The sequence below is a fragment of the Photorhabdus machadonis genome (assembly GCF_052657765.1).
Window position 1 is genome coordinate 4,053,391 of the sequence record NZ_CP199761.1, and the last position, 16,312, is coordinate 4,069,702.

Here is a 16,312-nt window from a genome sequence, read left to right on the forward strand (position 1 = left end):
GAGCATGAAATTGTGTGGGGCACTACATTGGTGTTTATGCTGCTATAGCTAATGTAGAACCATCAACCGTACTCCGGCTAGCTCATTAATTCTGATGCGGAGAGCATTTAAACGATTGCCCCACGGATTTTTATGCTCTCGTATAGAGATGTGATAAAAAGGATCTTAAGCATATTTTTTATGTTGTTATGATCTCATTACGAATTTTCTTTATGTGTTAAATTAAAATTGAGATTTAAATAAAAAAGGTTACGATTATGTCATATATGATTTATTTAACTTTAAGTGGTAAGAAGCAAGGATTAATATCTGCTGGATGTTCAACACTGGATTCGATAGGAAATCGGTATCAAAAAGGATACGAAGACCAAATACAGATACTAAGTTTAGATCACTCTATGACTAGAGATCAAAATGTTAGTCATCATCCAATACAATTCATAAAACCAATAGATAAATCATCTCCACTATTGGCTATGTCTATAGATTGTAATGAATCACTGAATGCCGCATTTATATTCCTCAGAACAAGTCAAACAGGACAGTTAGAATTGTTCTATGAAGTTAAAATTACAGAAGCCACAATTATTGATGTATCTTGCGTTTATCCAAATTCAATAAATAATAATGAAAAAATACCATATGAAAAAGTACAACTAAAATATAAATCTATTTCATGGAGTCATATAACCGCTGGAACATCAGCTTATAGCATATGGGATGAACGAATTTATTAAAAACAATAACTAAGCATATACAATATGCTTAGTTAAATTTAAATGCAAAATAAATAGTAAATAATAAAATTATAATAATACCTACCAAAGCTAACAACCCCCAATAATTTGGGAAAACAACAAAAACAAAAAGAGACCAAATAAAAGAACATAAAGTTGGAATAAAAGACCATGTTATATAAGAACAAACTCCCTTAAACCATGATGTTATTTCTTTTTTTAACCATCCTTTACTAAACATCTTTCAGCCTCTACCTTACAGTTCAGTTATAACCAATAACGTCCATTATAGCAAAATAAACATCATCTATAGTACTCCCTTTTCCTTTTTGTATTGTTTTAATTCCTTTTTTAAATAAAGGTTCAAAAATAAAATACAACATTTCTATTTTACTAGAATAAAGAGACCAATATAAAACAGGACATTCTCTTTTCAACTTACTCGCAGATACAGCGGCCTTATCAAAATAACCATAAAATTGAAACGCTAAAGTGATAGACATTCCAAGTTTCCTAAAGCCTTCTCTAATAACTGCTTTTTGAATTACTGCTACATAAATAGCTTCTGTTATAGCAGAAACAACAGAGGTCTTTGCCACACCTGATATCTTAAATTTAGCCACTAAATACATCATAGTGGTAGACGAACTAACTAATTTTTCGTGAAGCTTATTTAAAAATGGCTGATTATTTTCATGAGGCTCCAATAATTTACTTACGTAAATATCAACAAATTTCTTTATAACATTATTCTCAAATAAACCTCCTTTAGCTACTGACCACGCAGCGAGAAATATCCGCCCATCTTCTCTATTTAATCTTTGATTTACGTCCTCATAGCCGTCAAAAAAATATGAAGTTCTCCATAAAGCTCTCTGCCCTCCTTTTCCTACGGTATGCATTGTTTCCTGTGCAATTTCTCTCACACCTTCAACTGCTTTTTCCAACCTTAAAGCAAAATCAGCTTGAGCTTCTTTTAAAATTCTTTGCGCTTCTTGTATGGCATTTTCATGTCCTTTATTATCGAACCCCATAATATCCTCATCAATGATTAGTTTTATTTTCTTCAAATTTTAACACTAAATTTCTACCTTTTGAAATTTGCATGTTAATCATCTCAGTTTGAGTTTCTGATAATAGTTTAAAACTAAGCATCATAACCACAGCAAGCTTTTCTTCTGGCATAACTTGACTATTAGATAACAAAATTGCCATTTCTCTCATTAAAATTTCCTTATCATCCATATAATACCTCTATGTTTTATTTTTTAATCGACATAACAAAATGTCTTTATATAAAAAACGCGTATATTAATCAAATAATAATAACAATTTAAAATTAAAAAAAGCTCATTAATAAAGAATGAATGTGATTTGGTAGCATTTTATTTGTCCCAATCTAAAAATGGCAGGAACAGGTAGTTTTCGCCATCAGTTTAGATATCAATTTTCAACTGATCGTCTTTTTGAAACCAAAATTCAAGACGGACTACTTTTCTTCCTCTTTTCAATGGGTTCCATTGAATCATCCAGTTGTCTTTTTCTATTAGTTCTTTAACGGCAGGTTCTATCGTGTATTTTCTTAATAAACCGAATGTTTTTTTATAACTTTCAGGTGTTTCCATTGCATGATAGAAGTCATCCAATGATATGGATAACCATCCGTTATTATCTTTTTTTATGTTCATTTGTTCGAATAATTCAAGCAATCTCCAGGAATGAACAGATCGTAAGGCGCAGGCTTGAGATAATTGATATTTGGTGAAGTTATCCTCTAATTCGCAAAGATATGGTGTGACTTGAAGAGTAAAACTCAGCACTACATGAGCTTCACCCTCATTGTATTTATAAGCTCCTAACCATCTAATTTTCCAAACATCAACATCCGTATCGCTCACCTCATTAACTTTAAATCGAATATATCGATTAAAGAAATTTTCAGCAGCTGCTTTTAATTGTGAATAGGCTTGCTTTATCGGCATTCCGAAGGTATTTGCGTATTCTTGGGCGGTGATTTTCACTGGTGCATATTTTCCGCCCATTTGGGCGATGGCAGCAAAAATAACCCGTTTTTCAGCCAATGAAAGGCTTTGAGCTGCCCTTGTTATGGCATTACTCATAACTATGTTCTTACCTCTTAAATTGACGGTCATAGTTATTGGGGGATCATTTTTTTTACGCATGACTTAACCTTAAAGTAAGAACAATCGGACAACTGTTAGTTTAATTAGCGTACTTACTTTTGTGTAAAAGTAAATGTGTTTTTTATTCTTACTTTTGCCTGTGAGTACTACCCGAAAAACCTTACTTTTAACTCTGTAACATGATGATTTTAATGTATTTCTGGCGTCTAAAAAGGTTTTAAAAAGAATTTAAAAAGCAAATTCCACCCAATTTCTGTGTATAACTTACCTATTTAGGAATTAAAAAATTGCAAAATCTGGTCAGGGCAAAAACTTGTTTTTCATGTTGATCTAATTTGACCAACGAGCGAAAGTGAAGCTGTAGGGATCAAGCAAGGATGTTGCAAGCTATTAGCTTGCTCCTCTGATTCGCCCTTACGGGCTATACTAATAGGTAGTTCCCTCACGTTGTTCGGGCAGAGTGTCGCTTTAACGTTCTTTCGTCTCCGACTACCCGGCTTTCGGATCACTGACAGCCAGCTAAAAGACAGCTTAGCAGGGTGAAGGAAGTGGTCGTACTCCCCAATAAGTCCCCCTTTTGTATCGGCGGATTGACAACAGTGTCCCCAGTCACGCCAAAGAGCCGCCTTCCATGCCCTTTAGGCATAAAACATTCTAACCAAGCAACTAAAGCACCCTTAAAACACGCTGTAATCAATTCTGAGCCATTTTATTGCTTAATCCGAAATCCTACGTCTGCTCACCTATCTCTCAATACGTGGCGATACAGGGCGTTTAAATGTGTGACGATGTAAACATGAAAGGATATGTCACGACACATTGCCGTTTCGACCTCATGATGTCAGATTTATTTATCAGTTTTCTGATAATCAGTTATAATAGAATTCTGACGAAACGGGGGTGATAAATGTGATAACGGTATTAACCACAGATATTTTTGATAATTGCGGGTCCTGTGGAAGAACCCCCAGATCTGTAAACTTTGTGAGAGCTACGAGTTATCAACGTGCTTAAATGTGTTCAAAGCACGGTAGATGGTTGCTTCGCCTAGCTTAAACTCCTTGGCTAACTGACCAATCGTAATGCCGGACTGACGCTTGAGATAAATATCATTTCGTATATCTTCGGTTAACTTAGCGGGGCGCCCGAATCTGACACCATTCTCTTTCGCTTTGGCGATCCCTTCCGCCTGGCGTTCACTGCGTAAGTCATTTTCAAACTCCGCGATGGTGGCCAGCATATTGAACATAAGACGCCCTGTTGAAGTTCGGGTATCTATATTTTGATCCAGAACGACCAAATCAATATTTTCTTGCTGAAAGCGACTAGAAATTTGTGATAAATGATCCACTGAACGTGCAAGCCGGTCTAATTTTGTGACGATCAGAGTATCACCTTCACGCAGGTAATCCATACAGGCTTGGTATTGCGGGCGGTGTGCTGTCCGACCACTGCGTTTTTCCTGATAAAGACGTTCACACTCCGCTTGTCTTAATTTTTCCAGCTGAATGTCTAAACTTTGACCTGTTGAGCTGACCCGCGCATAACCAATTTTTGCCATAACCTATCATTATCCTTTAGACCATTTGATTGAGTACTTATGATAGGACTTTTAAGAGCTATTTCCAGCGACTATTAAAAAGTATACTTTTTAATAGCTTTAAATTTGATCGAGTCGTTCGATTCGTTTATATTGTTTGAATCATGCTATGATTCAATGAGAGGACTATTATGGATGCTCTTTCTGCCAATGAAGCCAAAACCCAGTTTGGCGACATGCTACTCAAAGCACAACGTGCCCCAATCCAAATCAATAAAAACGGAAAACCCGTTGCGGTGGTTATCTCAATGGATGAATACGAAAGTATTGAAACACTCCGGTTAAAATTATTGCAGTCAAGAGCTGAACAGGCCAGAGTTGATATTGAATCCGGTAACACCCTCGATGGCGAAGCTTTTTTTAATGAACTGATATCAGGTCAGTACGATTAGAATTTCACCTATTGAGGAGAAAAAAATGTCTGTAGCCGGACTTAGCGCAGAACAATTACGGTGGGTGAAACGTATACATGACTATGCTGCCCGTTTTCCCCTAACCGAAACCGGTGATGCGCAATTACGGAAAACCTGTTACGACTATATGGATACCTTCAAACAGGTGATAGACAGTGCATCAATTGCCCAGCTGGATGGTATCTGTCAGCAATACAGGGGTTACGCATGAAAATATTTAGTGGATAATTCCTTCGTTTTTAGAGGAACGCTGATGAAAGAATTAGTGGATAATTCCTTCGTTTTTAGAGGAACGCTGATGAAAGAATTAGTGGATGTCTTTTCTGATTTTCCAGATCCACGTTGTCAGGGAAAGGTCAAACACCGTTTTATTGATATCTTAGTGATCGCGGTATGCGCTGTCATTGCTGGGGCTAACGCCTGGACCGATATTGAACAGTACGGCCAGCTAAAAAAGGATTGGCTGAGTTCATTTCTTCCGCTCAAAGGTGGTATTCCCTCACATGATACTTTCCGACGCTGTTTCAGTTTATTAAATCCCGACCTCTTTGAACGTTATTTTTATCAGTGGGTTTCTTGTGACATCTCTTCAGAAAAGCGGACGATCATTACGATTGATGGTAAAAGTTTACGCCATTCGTTTGATAAGAAAATTGAACAAAGCCCACTACATGTGGTGAGTGCATTCTCGGTTGAGAAAGGACTCAGCTTATGTCAGTGTGCAGTAGACGGAAAATCAAACGAAATTAAGGCCATCCCCACATTATTATCGATGCTTTCATTGAAAGGACATCTCGTGACGATGGATGCGATGGGTTGCCAACGCATGATTGCTCAGCAATTACGCGAGAGTGAAGCTGATTATATTTTGTCGCTTAAAGGCAATCAGGGGAAAACTTTTTCGGAAGCTGTTAACTATTTTCAACAACAACAGATAACCCAAAAACCTTATCTTAAACCTGACTATGATGAATTCGATGATAGTCACGGACGTACCGTCAGACGACGCGGGTGGGTTCTGCCGCTGACATCAGAAACAAAATACTTAAGTTCTTGGCCAGATATTCAGGCCCTTCTGGTAACGGAAACGATACGACAAGAACGCTATTCTGACACAGTGACCTCTTATTTTCGTTATTATTTAAGTAGTTGTCATGATTCTCCCGCCTTTCAACTCGGTGCCATAAGAAAACATTGGGCTATAGAAAATAGTTTACACTGGGTACTGGATGTCACTTTTCGAGAAGATGATTCACGGATGAGAGAGCGGATCGCCACAAGAATATTTGCCCAATTACGTAAAATGGCGCTCAATATCGTTAAACGAGATACCAACAGTAAACTGAGTTTAAGTGCCCGTAGGAAATCAGCCGGGTGGGATAATGGCTATATGGAAGCGCTGCTATTTAATCAATTTTAGCCTACCAAAATTTCATGCGTAACCCCTGGTCAGCAATACACCGGTTTTTTCCGGTTCGCCAAACTAATGGAAATGCTGGTTCAGGGTATTGCTGAGGGCATTATCGACGTTCCCAGGGATCATTAACCATCATGGACATATCACACTACCGTTTAACGCCTGATGCCCAGGCCGATCTGATTGAAATTCGCCGTTTTACTGTACAACAATGGGGTGAGGTGCAATCAGAAAAATACCTGTCAGGACTTCAACAAACCTTTCGTTTACTGGCTTCTACCCCTGCACTGGGAAGAGACAGGCCAGACGTCGGATCGGGCGTATTGAGTTTTCCTTATGTCAGTCATGTCATTTATTACCTCATCCACGAACGGCAACCGGTGATATTTGGTGTGCTGCACAAACGAATGGTGCCGGCAAATCATCTGGACGGACGCGAAATGATTTGATTGTCTGGCCTCATTGAATCCGGGACTCACAATGGAAAATATCAAGCGTATTCACTTATTATCCAATACCGAAATCGAAGAACTTTATGCCTGCCCCGAATTCAATGATCACGAACAAATCCTGTATTTTTCCTTAAGCCCGGCAGAACGGGTTGTTCTCGAACAGTTTCGCAATACCCAGATTACAAGAAAAACAGTGAAATCGGCGAACTGATTCCTATGTTGAAAACACATTATGCCAGCGGTAAAAGTCCCTCCGCTTTAAAAATCTGTGATGAGCTGGGATTCACCCTTCCCAAAAGTATGAATATCTACCTGAAGCGGAAACCCTCGGACACCCGAATTGATCCGTATTTATTTGAATTTTTTGTCTATTTAAAGGTTCTCCATGAGATTGAGCGGGGCCGTCTGTATTGCAATGACAGTGTCTCGTACTGTGATATTGATACCGATCTGGTTGACGATGCGCTGGTCGATAACGTTGAAAAGATCGCGGTGGAGTTTGGTTATTCCCGCCTCCCTGTTTACTGTGACCAGCGTCTTGATGAAGCGCTACAGGGACTGAATGAAGCCTGGGAGAGAACGACCCACAATATTCGTGCAAATAACAATCCCGGCTTTTATGTTCGTGAAACCAAAACCGGACAACAACACTGGAGCCTGCGCTATGACAGCGTTGAAAAACTGGACGATGCTTTTTTCAAAAACTTACCCAAAGTCGATATTGCTAATATTACCTCAGCTTCGTTTAAAGATAGCGATCTCATTATCCCGTAGATTCAAGCTCGGTTTTTTAGGCTGGAATGTATAAGCAATAAGACCGGCAGCAACTTCTAACAAAAAACCGAGCTGACTGCGATGCCTTGAATGTTCTATCTGAGAAATATTTTTGAGCTGGTCGACGACCGGGTGAGTAGGCCGCGGGAACTGCCCCCGCAGCCTCTCGCAGAACGGTACGTGAGCCTCTCGACTCATACCGCTCCCATCAAGCAAACACGCCTGTCATTCCTGCTCGCCAATGGGCAAACAACCCCTTATGCTCCTTTGCAATCCTTTGAAGAAGTTTTGAGGCTTGGGTTTTGTGTCTGCTCAATGCCTTGAACTTTCGTCTAACCCAGCGCACCAGCGCTTTGTTGAGTTGCCTGAAAACCTTATACAGTTCCGATCGACAAAATTGACCATAATAGTTCAACCAGCCATTTATCATGGGGTTTAGCCAGTTTGCCATCTGTATCAGGTTCAGTTCTGTCCGCATTCGGATCTTCAACTTACGGATTTTGAATCTCATGGCTTTTTGGGCCGCTTTGCTGACTGCCGGTGTAAAACTCACAAACAAACTGTTTCTTTTACGATTCTTGACCAACCTTGGTCTGAAGGTATATCCCAGAAAATCAAAACTGGTCTGTTCATATTTTCCCTTTCGTTCAACGTCCTTACAGTAAGCAATCCGGGTTTTGTCCGGATGCAGTAACAGTCCACATTCCCTGAAACGGTGTTCCAGCATTTGCCAGATTTCTCTGGCCTGCGCTTCACTCTGGCAGTGAACCAGTCCATCATCTGCATAGCGACACCACTTCATCCGGGGATAATATTTCTGCATCCACTTGTCGAAAACGTAGTGCAGAAATAAATTTGCCAGTATCGGACTAATCACCCCGCCTTGCGGTGTCCCTTTCTCTCGGAATAACACTTCACCATGACATTCCATCTGTGCCGTTAACCAGCGTTCGATGTACAGGCAGATCCACGGGCTGTTTGTGTGTTTCCTCACCGCTTTCATCAGTAAATCATGGGGAATATGGTCAAACAAGCCCTTAATATCGAACTCCAATACCCAATCCTGCTGCCAGCATCGCTGCCTTGTGACTCGGATGGCATCAATTGCCGATTTATTCGGGCGGTAGCCATAAGAATCCGGCAGAAAATGAGGTTCAACAAGCGGTTCGAAATGAAGCCTGACCACCATTTGCGCCACGCGATCCGCTACCGTAGGAATACCCAGTAGGCGTTCACCTCCCGACTTCTTGGGAATAGCGACACCTTTCACCGGAGGTGGATAATAACTGCCCGATGATAAGCGGTTCCAGAGTTTGTACAGATTATCTTTCAGACTGGATTCAAAATCCGCGAGGGTCTGACCATCCACGCCTGCCGCGCCTTGATTGGTTTTAACCAATAACCAGGCACGGTACACATCCCTTTTCTCAATGACAAACGGTTTTGCCTTAACCGCCGTATCTCCTCCTGCCTGACAGTTGGATACCGGGTAAGGCTGCCTGACGTGACCCCTTCGCTCCACATTCATTACAAATATTTCCTCACTACTACGAGTCACTCCGCCCCTGTATCACGCTTCGGTACTCTCATACTTGTCAATTCAGTGACTTGTATTTCTTCCTTTACATCGTGATGACAGGTTCCCGCAGTTCCCAGAAAGAGCCCGATACAAAGTCACGCCTACTCTACGCCGGACACCACCTGCGCAGCATTCGGAGTCCACTCACAGATTTATCCCGGAAGATAGAAACGCCCCCGGTTTTGATGTCACTTCTCTTCTTTACGACGCGTCCACATAGGTTCGGTTTTACTCGTCTCTTTGTACCCTACCTGCCGAACTTTTTTTTGTTCATGCTTTGACCTCAACGCTCACAACCACCGCTCTTTACGACAGCCGCTTGAGGGGGTTTGAAGCCAGCTTCCGACAGCAGACTTCGGTGGGCCGACCACCATCTCCTCCTGAGCTTATGCTACATACTGGCTGCATTCCCTATGCTGCTAGTTTGTATGCCTGCGGCACACTTTCTATCAAAAATCGCCGTCTTAACATCAACCTATCCCAGAGAGATAATGCTTTGGCTTTCATGTTACTCCGGACATTGGTGATTAACGTGACACCTTCCGCTTCTAACTCATCGCATAAAGCCTGGGACAAATACCCTTTATCCCCATACAAACAGCCTGTGAGTCCTTTTGTCAACGCGCTGACTGGCTGACGATCATCCTGGTTTCCTGCGGTGAGTTTCACGGCTAACAATTCACCGCAATCATTGATAACCAAATGAAGTTTAAAGCCATAAAACCAGCCTGTGCTCGTTTTACCTCGTTGTGCCATCCCTTCAAATACGCGATGACGAGGAATACGACGATTGTGACAAACAGCAATTTTGGTGGAATCAATAAAAGCAATTCCTTGAGTTTGTGCCTTACGTGATGAAAGAAAAGCGCATAAAGGAATAAGCGCCCTTTTTTTCAGGGTGAGGATACGCGTATAGCTGACTAATCCGGGGAAATCGGCTGTAAGATATTGTTTTACATGTTCAATATAAAATGTTTTAAAATCACGATAATGACTCATATGAAATAAAATGAGGATCATCATGACTTCACTGAGAGAAAGAGATGCCTCCCGGTGTCGTTTACGTAATCCATGTTCAATGAGTTGTTGATGCCAGAGAGGAATAAATTTTTGGCAAAAGTCATCGACGCAGCAGTAAAGTTCTTCTAAATTAACCATGCCTGAGGGTCTCCACGATTTTGTTTTCTTTAGCAAAAACTTTGATCGTGCCTCAGGCACTTTAGTTCCCTTCCCTTAAGCGAAGCTCAGGTTAGATAAATAGACCTACCATCACTTCTAAAGTGGCTTTTCTGTCACCAATCGTGATCTAAAAAAACCAAGAGGCCCAGATGAATAATTTGAGTGGATTCATGTCGCTGAAGCTCGCAGCTTTGCAGACGCAGCCCGGCAACTCGGACTATCTCCTTCGTCAGTTTAACTGCTGAAGGTTCACTGTTTCTTGAACGCTGCAAACGTATCCTGGATGAGATTTCCTCTGCGGAAAATGAATTGTTGAGTTCCATCTCTGCCCCTCAAGGTCGCCTGCGGGTGAGTTTGCCATTAATCAGTAATCTGATGCTGCCCGTATTATCCGCTTTTGCGACTTGTTATCCACAGATAGAACTGGAGCTGGACTTTAGTGATCGATTAGTTGATGTCATTAGTGAAGGTTGCGACGCTGTGGTTCGTACAGGAGAACTGGATGATTCACGATTGATGAATAAACGTATAGGATCCAGCGGTTTCGTTTATGTTGGCGCTCCCACCTACTTTGCCCAACACGGTAAACCATCACAACCCGAGGACTTATTACATCACACGTGCCTGATGCACCGTTTTCCAACTACAGGTCTTTTAGAGAAGTGGCCGCTGCGCTTGGGAAAATCCGAAGTAGATATACATCTCCAGGCAAAGATGACTAGCAATCATGTCGAAACGCTGCTTCACATGGCGATCCAAGGTCACGGTATCGCCTGTTTGCCTGATTTTACCGTTAAGCAAGCATTGGCTAGCGGTACATTATTAACAGTTTTAGACAAATGGGCGGGTACTTCGAGTACTTTCCGTATCTTATGGCCATCTAACCGCATAGAGAAATAGCAATATTTAGCAAAAAAACTGCACCTCAACTGTTGGCCCCATGTCCAACTCGTTGGGTACAGTTCATCATCTCAATTAGTCCTGAGAAATTTTTGTCCAGGTATCACGCAGACCAACAGTACGGTTAAATACCAGACTTTCTGCACTGGAATAACAACTATCAGCACAGAAATAACCTTCACGCTCAAACTGATACGTTTTTTCTGACTTGGCATTCGCTAAACTTGGCTCAACAAAGCCCTGACGAACCACCAATGATTCTGGGTTAATTGTCGCCAGAAAATCATCCTCTGCACCGGGATTGGGTACGCTGAATAGACGATCATACAGACGGAATTCAGCAGGAACAGCATGAGGCGCACTGATCCAATGAATAACACCTTTCACTTTACGTCCATCAGCCGGATCTTTATTCAGCGTCTGCTCATCATAGCTGCAATAGATTGTCGTGATATTGCCGTCAGCATCTTTTTCAACACGCTCTGCTTTGATGATATATGCGTTACGCAGACGAACTTCTTTACCCAAGACTAAGCGTTTATATTGGCGGTTAGCTTCTTCACGGAAGTCTGCGCGGTCAATATAGATCTCACGGCTGAATGGCACTTTACGGCTGCCCATCTCCGGTTTATTCGGATGATTAGGCATACTCAGCATCTGCTCCCCTTCCGGTCCGTTTTCGATCACCAGCCTGACCGGATCGAGAACAGCCATTGCGCGAGGGGCATTTTCGTTCAAATCATCACGGATACAGGACTCCAATGCGGCTATTTCCACATTATTGTCCTGCTTAGTAACACCAATACGACGGCAGAATTCACGAATGGAAGCGGCAGTATAACCACGACGACGCAAACCTGAGATAGTCGGCATCCGTGGATCATCCCAACCTTCAACAATCTTGTCGGTCACCAATAGGTTCAGCTTACGCTTAGACATCACCGTGTATTCAAGATTCAGACGCGAGAATTCATACTGACGCGGATGGCAATCAATGGTGATGTTATCCAGCACCCAGTCATACAAACGACGATTATCTTGGAATTCCAGGGTACACAGCGAATGTGTAATACCTTCCAGCGCATCAGAAATACAGTGAGTAAAATCGTACATCGGGTAGATGCACCATTTGTTACTAGATTGATGATGTTCTGCAAATTTAATACGGTACAAAACCGGATCGCGCATCACAATAAAAGGTGATGCCATATCAATTTTGGCTCGCAGGCAAGCTTTACCTTCGCCAAATTCACCAGCACGCATTTTCTCAAACAGTGCCAAGTTTTCACCAATACTACGGTCACGATACGGGCTGTTTTTACCTGGCTCTTTCAATGTGCCGCGATATTCACGGATCTCTTCCGGGCACAATTCATCAACATAAGCCAGGCCTTTATTGATCAATTCAATAGCATACTGATACAGCGTATCAAAATAATTGGAAGAGTAGCGAATATCACCACTCCACCCAAAACCTAACCACTGAACGTCATTTTTAATAGAGTCAACGTACTCAACATCTTCTTTAACCGGATTGGTATCGTCAAAACGCAGATTACACTGGCCCTGATAGTCCTCTGCAATCCCAAAGTTCAAGCAAATAGATTTTGCATGACCAATATGCAGATAGCCATTGGGTTCAGGCGGGAAGCGGGTATGTACGGATGTATGTTTACCAATTGCCAAATCTTCATCAATTATTTGACGAATAAAGTTTGTCGGGCGGGCATCTGCCTCACTCATTGTTTTATACCTCAATAATGCCAAAAGCGCGTCACGTAACCGCCTATAATCCAACAAGCAGTGCTGAGAAACAACCGTTTGTTACTGCCAAATGGCGATTCAGGACAAAGTTGAAGCGGAAAACGGGAAAAGTAGTACTCTTCCCGTTTTTTATTTATGGAAAATTTTTACGGACTTGTCTGTTGTTTATCTCAGCACATCAAATAATTTTGTCTGTCCTGCTTTTACCTGGCCTTTTGCCAAGATATTAATACCGATATAATCATCAATATTGCTGACGATAACCGGGCTAATCATAGATTTGGCATTAGCATTCAGATAATCAAGATCCAAATTCAATACAGGATCCCCAACTTTCACCGTTGCCCCTTCATTCACCAACCGTTTAAAACCTTTACCGTTAAGGGAAACCGTATCAATGCCCAAATGTACAATCAGTTCCAAACCTTCATCAGTTTCAATACAGAAAGCATGATTGGTGTCGAAAATTTTCACAATCTTACCGGACACAGGCGCAAGCACAGTATTTGATGTTGGTTTGATCGCAATACCATCACCAACAACTTTACTGGAGAAGGCTTCATCAGGTACGTCTGTTAAATCGATTAACTCACCACTGACCGGAGCCATCAGAGTCAGCAGGATTTTACGTTTACCTTTAAGCTTCGATTTTTGTGCTGTCTGATGTTGATAGCTTGCAGTCGCCGCAGCAACCGGACCTTTTGCCAGAGCATCACGCATAGCACTGGCAATCAGTTCTGCACGAGTACCAACAATAACCTGCACACTCTGTTTATTCAGGCGGATAATACCGGAAGCACCCAAGCGTTTAACCAGATTGTCATTGACCTGATCGACATTTTTTACAGACAGACGTAGACGAGTAATACAAGCATCAATAGCAGTCAGGTTATCTGAACCACCCACTGCGGCAAGATATTGATGAGCTTCATTGTGGATGTTATTAGCGGTTGCTTTACCATTTTTGTCCACATCAACATCATAGCCATCAATTTCACCCTCGGCAGCCAATTCACGCCCTGGCGTCATCAGGTTGAATTTTTTGATAGTAAAACTAAACACGAAATAATACAGGCAGAAGAAGACCAAACCTTGTGGGATTAACATGTACCAATGTGTCGCCAATGGATTACGGGAAGAGAGTACCATATCCACCAAACCGGCACTGAAACCAAACCCCGCAATCCACTGCATTGTCGCTGCGATAAACACTGAAATACCAGTCAAGATCGCGTGCAGCACATAAAGCACTGGCGCAACAAACATGAAGGCAAATTCCAGAGGCTCAGTAATACCGGTGAAAAATGCAGCGAATGAACCCGCAATCATGATACCGGCAATTTTGGCCTTATTTTCGGGACGTGCGCAACGATACATCGCTAATGCCGCACCCGGTAAACCAAACATCATAATAGGGAAGAAACCCGCCTGATAGCGGCCGGTAATACCAACTATTGCGCTACCATCCACTATGGACTTCTGACCACCGAGGAAATTAGGAATATCGTTGATACCCGCAACATCAAACCAGAATACAGAGTTCAGTGCATGATGCAGGCCAACAGGAATCAGCAAGCGGTTAAAGAAAGCATAGATACCAGCACCTGTAGCACCAAGATCTTTAATACTTTCCCCGAAAGTGACCAGTGCATTATAAACCACCGGCCACACATACATCAGGATGAAAGCAACCAGAATCATCAGGAAAGAGATCAGGATGGGGACCAAACGACGACCACTGAAGAATGACAACGCTTTCGGCAGTTCAACACGACTAAAGCGGTTATACAATTCAGCAGACACAACACCCACCAAAATACCAACAAATTGGTTATCAATTTTACTAAAGGCTTTTGGTATATCGTCAACTGGAATACCTTGGATCATCGATACTGCGGCTGGAGAACACAGTGTCGTTACGACTAAAAAACCGACAAAACCTGTCAATGCCGCCGCACCATCCTTATCTTTAGACATGCCATAAGCCACACCAATAGCAAACAACATTGGCATGTTCTTAATAATGGCTTCACCCGATTTAATCAGCAAAGCTGCCAGTGCATTATCCGCTCCCCAGCCTCCCGGGTCGATCCAGTAACCTATCCCCATTAGTATTGCAGCAGCAGGCAGTGTGGCCACTGGTACCATTAATGCTCGCCCCACTCTTTGCAAATAACTCAGAATATTCACCTTGCTCCCCCTTATATCCTCAATTACCGGAGTCTCTTACTGCTTATGACTACATGATGAAAATAAGCAATAAGAATATTTATTCTACCATTTTCAGTGTAGGGAATTTATTTTTCGTCGCAAATTAATTCCGCGCCATATGTGATATGACTCACCATAAACACCAAGGATTTAGCCAAAATGCTAGCTAACACACAAATCTTATTTTATCATTAAAAATATCATACCGTGCAGAGTGTCTCTGCTAATGAAAATGTTTTAGTATTCAAACTATAGATGATTAATTAAGAGAATAATGTATAACTCTATTATTTAACGATGATAATTTCTTGTTTTAAGAGGTAATTATGAGACTGATCCCCCTAACGAATGCAAGTGATGTCGGTAAATGGTCTGCACACTATATCGTTAGTAAAATCAATGCATTTAATCCAACCACCGAGCGCCCTTTTGTTTTGGGGCTGCCAACCGGCAGCACGCCACTGGCAACATACAACGAATTGATTGCTCTGTACAAAGCAGGGAAAATCAGTTTTAAACATGTCGTTACATTCAATATGGATGAATATGTCGGTATCCCCGAAAATCATCCGCAAAGCTACCAGAGTTTTATGCACCATAACTTCTTTGATTACATTGATATTCAAAAGGAGAATATCAATCTGCTCAATGGTAATACTGCTGATATTGATGCAGAATGCCAACGTTATGAAGACAAAATTAAGTCTTATGGTCAGATTCATCTGTTTATGGGTGGCGTGGGTAATGACGGCCATATTGCGTTCAATGAACCAGCATCATCCCTGACTTCCCGTACCCGCATCAAGACGCTGACTGTAGAAACCCGTGCTGCCAACTCCCGCTTCTTTGATAATGATATTAATCAGGTGCCTAAATACGCCTTGACTGTAGGTGTAGGCACTTTGATGGATGCAGAAGAAGTTATGATCCTGGCTACTGGTTTGAATAAAGCCCTGGCAATGCAGGCCGCTATTGAGGGCAATATCAACCATCTATGGACAGTCAGTTGCCTGCAAATGCACCCTAAATCCATCATTGTCTGTGACGAACCAGCAACAATGGAATTGAAAGTAAAAACGGTTAAGTACTTCCATCAATTAGAAGCGGACATTATCAACATATTTGCCAGCAAAAAATAAGAA

16 protein-coding genes and 2 pseudogenes are annotated in these 16,312 nt (G+C 41.7%); 9 read left to right on the forward strand and 9 right to left on the reverse strand.

The genetic code is table 11. From position 1 onward, the window contains the following. The first annotated feature begins 257 nt into the window (after positions 1-257). A complete protein-coding gene (locus tag ACUN2T_RS19265) occupies positions 258-737 on the forward strand; it encodes an Hcp family type VI secretion system effector (RefSeq protein WP_445494594.1) in 480 nt (159 codons plus the stop codon). A 263-nt stretch (positions 738-1,000) separates the two neighbouring features. Here the strand turns inward: ACUN2T_RS19265 and ACUN2T_RS19270 are convergent, their stop codons facing one another. The 4 genes from ACUN2T_RS19270 to ACUN2T_RS19285 form a co-directional block, all read right to left on the reverse strand. After that, a complete protein-coding gene (locus ACUN2T_RS19270; protein ID WP_445494595.1) occupies positions 1,001-1,807 on the reverse strand; it encodes a hypothetical protein in 807 nt (268 codons plus the stop codon). After that, positions 1,782-1,982, reverse strand: a complete 201-nt coding sequence (locus tag ACUN2T_RS19275; RefSeq protein WP_445494596.1) for a hypothetical protein — start codon at positions 1,980-1,982, stop codon at positions 1,782-1,784. The genes ACUN2T_RS19270 and ACUN2T_RS19275 overlap by 26 nt, the downstream gene beginning before the upstream one ends. Positions 1,983-2,173: 191 nt before the next feature. Next, positions 2,174-2,920, reverse strand: coding sequence for a replication initiation protein (locus ACUN2T_RS19280; protein WP_445494597.1), 747 nt, complete (start codon positions 2,918-2,920; stop codon positions 2,174-2,176). Positions 2,921-3,872: 952 nt separating this feature from the next. Continuing rightward, positions 3,873-4,442 carry a recombinase family protein gene (locus tag ACUN2T_RS19285; RefSeq protein WP_445494598.1) on the reverse strand — a complete coding sequence of 190 codons (570 nt, stop codon included), beginning with the start codon at positions 4,440-4,442 and terminating at the stop codon, positions 3,873-3,875. A 170-nt stretch (positions 4,443-4,612) separates the two neighbouring features. On the opposite strand from ACUN2T_RS19285, the gene ACUN2T_RS19290 reads away from it, so the two are divergent. From ACUN2T_RS19290 to ACUN2T_RS19315, 6 genes are all read left to right on the forward strand, one after another. Then, positions 4,613-4,873 (forward strand): type II toxin-antitoxin system Phd/YefM family antitoxin, encoded by a 261-nt coding sequence (locus ACUN2T_RS19290; protein ID WP_023043807.1) that lies wholly within the window; start codon positions 4,613-4,615, stop codon positions 4,871-4,873. Between the two features lie 25 nt (positions 4,874-4,898). Continuing rightward, positions 4,899-5,105 carry an arylsulfatase regulator gene (locus ACUN2T_RS19295; RefSeq protein WP_445494599.1) on the forward strand — a complete coding sequence of 69 codons (207 nt, stop codon included), beginning with the start codon at positions 4,899-4,901 and terminating at the stop codon, positions 5,103-5,105. A gap of 42 nt (positions 5,106-5,147) precedes the next feature. After that, on the forward strand, positions 5,148-6,314 hold the full coding sequence (locus ACUN2T_RS19300) for an ISAs1 family transposase (RefSeq protein WP_445494376.1): 1,167 nt from the start codon (positions 5,148-5,150) through the stop codon (positions 6,312-6,314). Positions 6,315-6,445: 131 nt separating this feature from the next. After that, entirely contained in the window at positions 6,446-6,760 is a 315-nt protein-coding gene (locus ACUN2T_RS19305; protein WP_023043805.1) for a type II toxin-antitoxin system RelE/ParE family toxin, read from the forward strand. Positions 6,761-6,791: 31 nt separating this feature from the next. Further along, complete coding sequence (locus ACUN2T_RS19310) at positions 6,792-6,974, forward strand: hypothetical protein (protein ID WP_445494600.1); 183 nt, start codon at positions 6,792-6,794, stop codon at positions 6,972-6,974. Between the two features lie 5 nt (positions 6,975-6,979). Next, on the forward strand, positions 6,980-7,537 hold the full coding sequence (locus ACUN2T_RS19315; protein ID WP_445494601.1) for a hypothetical protein: 558 nt from the start codon (positions 6,980-6,982) through the stop codon (positions 7,535-7,537). Here ACUN2T_RS19315 and ACUN2T_RS19320 read toward each other — a convergent pair. The 3 genes and pseudogenes from ACUN2T_RS19320 to ACUN2T_RS19330 form a co-directional block, all read right to left on the reverse strand. Beyond that, positions 7,499-7,660 (reverse strand): annotated as a pseudogene (locus ACUN2T_RS19320) (IS982 family transposase); the annotation flags it as partial. The gene ACUN2T_RS19315 and the pseudogene ACUN2T_RS19320 overlap by 39 nt on opposite strands. Positions 7,661-7,745: 85 nt before the next feature. Next, positions 7,746-9,065, reverse strand: coding sequence for a group II intron reverse transcriptase/maturase (gene ltrA / locus ACUN2T_RS19325; RefSeq protein ID WP_149617172.1), 1,320 nt, complete (start codon positions 9,063-9,065; stop codon positions 7,746-7,748). Between the two features lie 474 nt (positions 9,066-9,539). Then, positions 9,540-10,274, reverse strand: a pseudogene (locus tag ACUN2T_RS19330) (IS982 family transposase); the annotation flags it as partial. A 330-nt stretch (positions 10,275-10,604) separates the two neighbouring features. Here ACUN2T_RS19330 and ACUN2T_RS19335 point away from each other — a divergent pair. After that, positions 10,605-11,195 carry a LysR substrate-binding domain-containing protein gene (locus tag ACUN2T_RS19335; protein WP_445494602.1) on the forward strand — a complete coding sequence of 197 codons (591 nt, stop codon included), beginning with the start codon at positions 10,605-10,607 and terminating at the stop codon, positions 11,193-11,195. Positions 11,196-11,270: 75 nt separating this feature from the next. Here ACUN2T_RS19335 and glnS read toward each other — a convergent pair whose 3' ends face one another. Both glnS and nagE read right to left on the reverse strand, forming a co-directional pair. Then, the gene (glnS, locus tag ACUN2T_RS19340; RefSeq protein WP_445494603.1) at positions 11,271-12,938 is read right to left on the reverse strand and encodes a glutamine--tRNA ligase; all 1,668 of its coding nucleotides are present in this window, start codon (positions 12,936-12,938) and stop codon (positions 11,271-11,273) included. A gap of 186 nt (positions 12,939-13,124) precedes the next feature. After that, complete coding sequence (nagE, locus tag ACUN2T_RS19345; RefSeq protein ID WP_445494604.1) at positions 13,125-15,149, reverse strand: N-acetylglucosamine-specific PTS transporter subunit IIBC; 2,025 nt, start codon at positions 15,147-15,149, stop codon at positions 13,125-13,127. A 347-nt stretch (positions 15,150-15,496) separates the two neighbouring features. Here nagE and nagB point away from each other — a divergent pair, with 347 nt between their 5' ends. Continuing rightward, positions 15,497-16,309, forward strand: a complete 813-nt coding sequence (gene nagB, locus ACUN2T_RS19350; RefSeq protein WP_445494605.1) for a glucosamine-6-phosphate deaminase — start codon at positions 15,497-15,499, stop codon at positions 16,307-16,309. Positions 16,310-16,312: the final 3 nt, after the last annotated feature.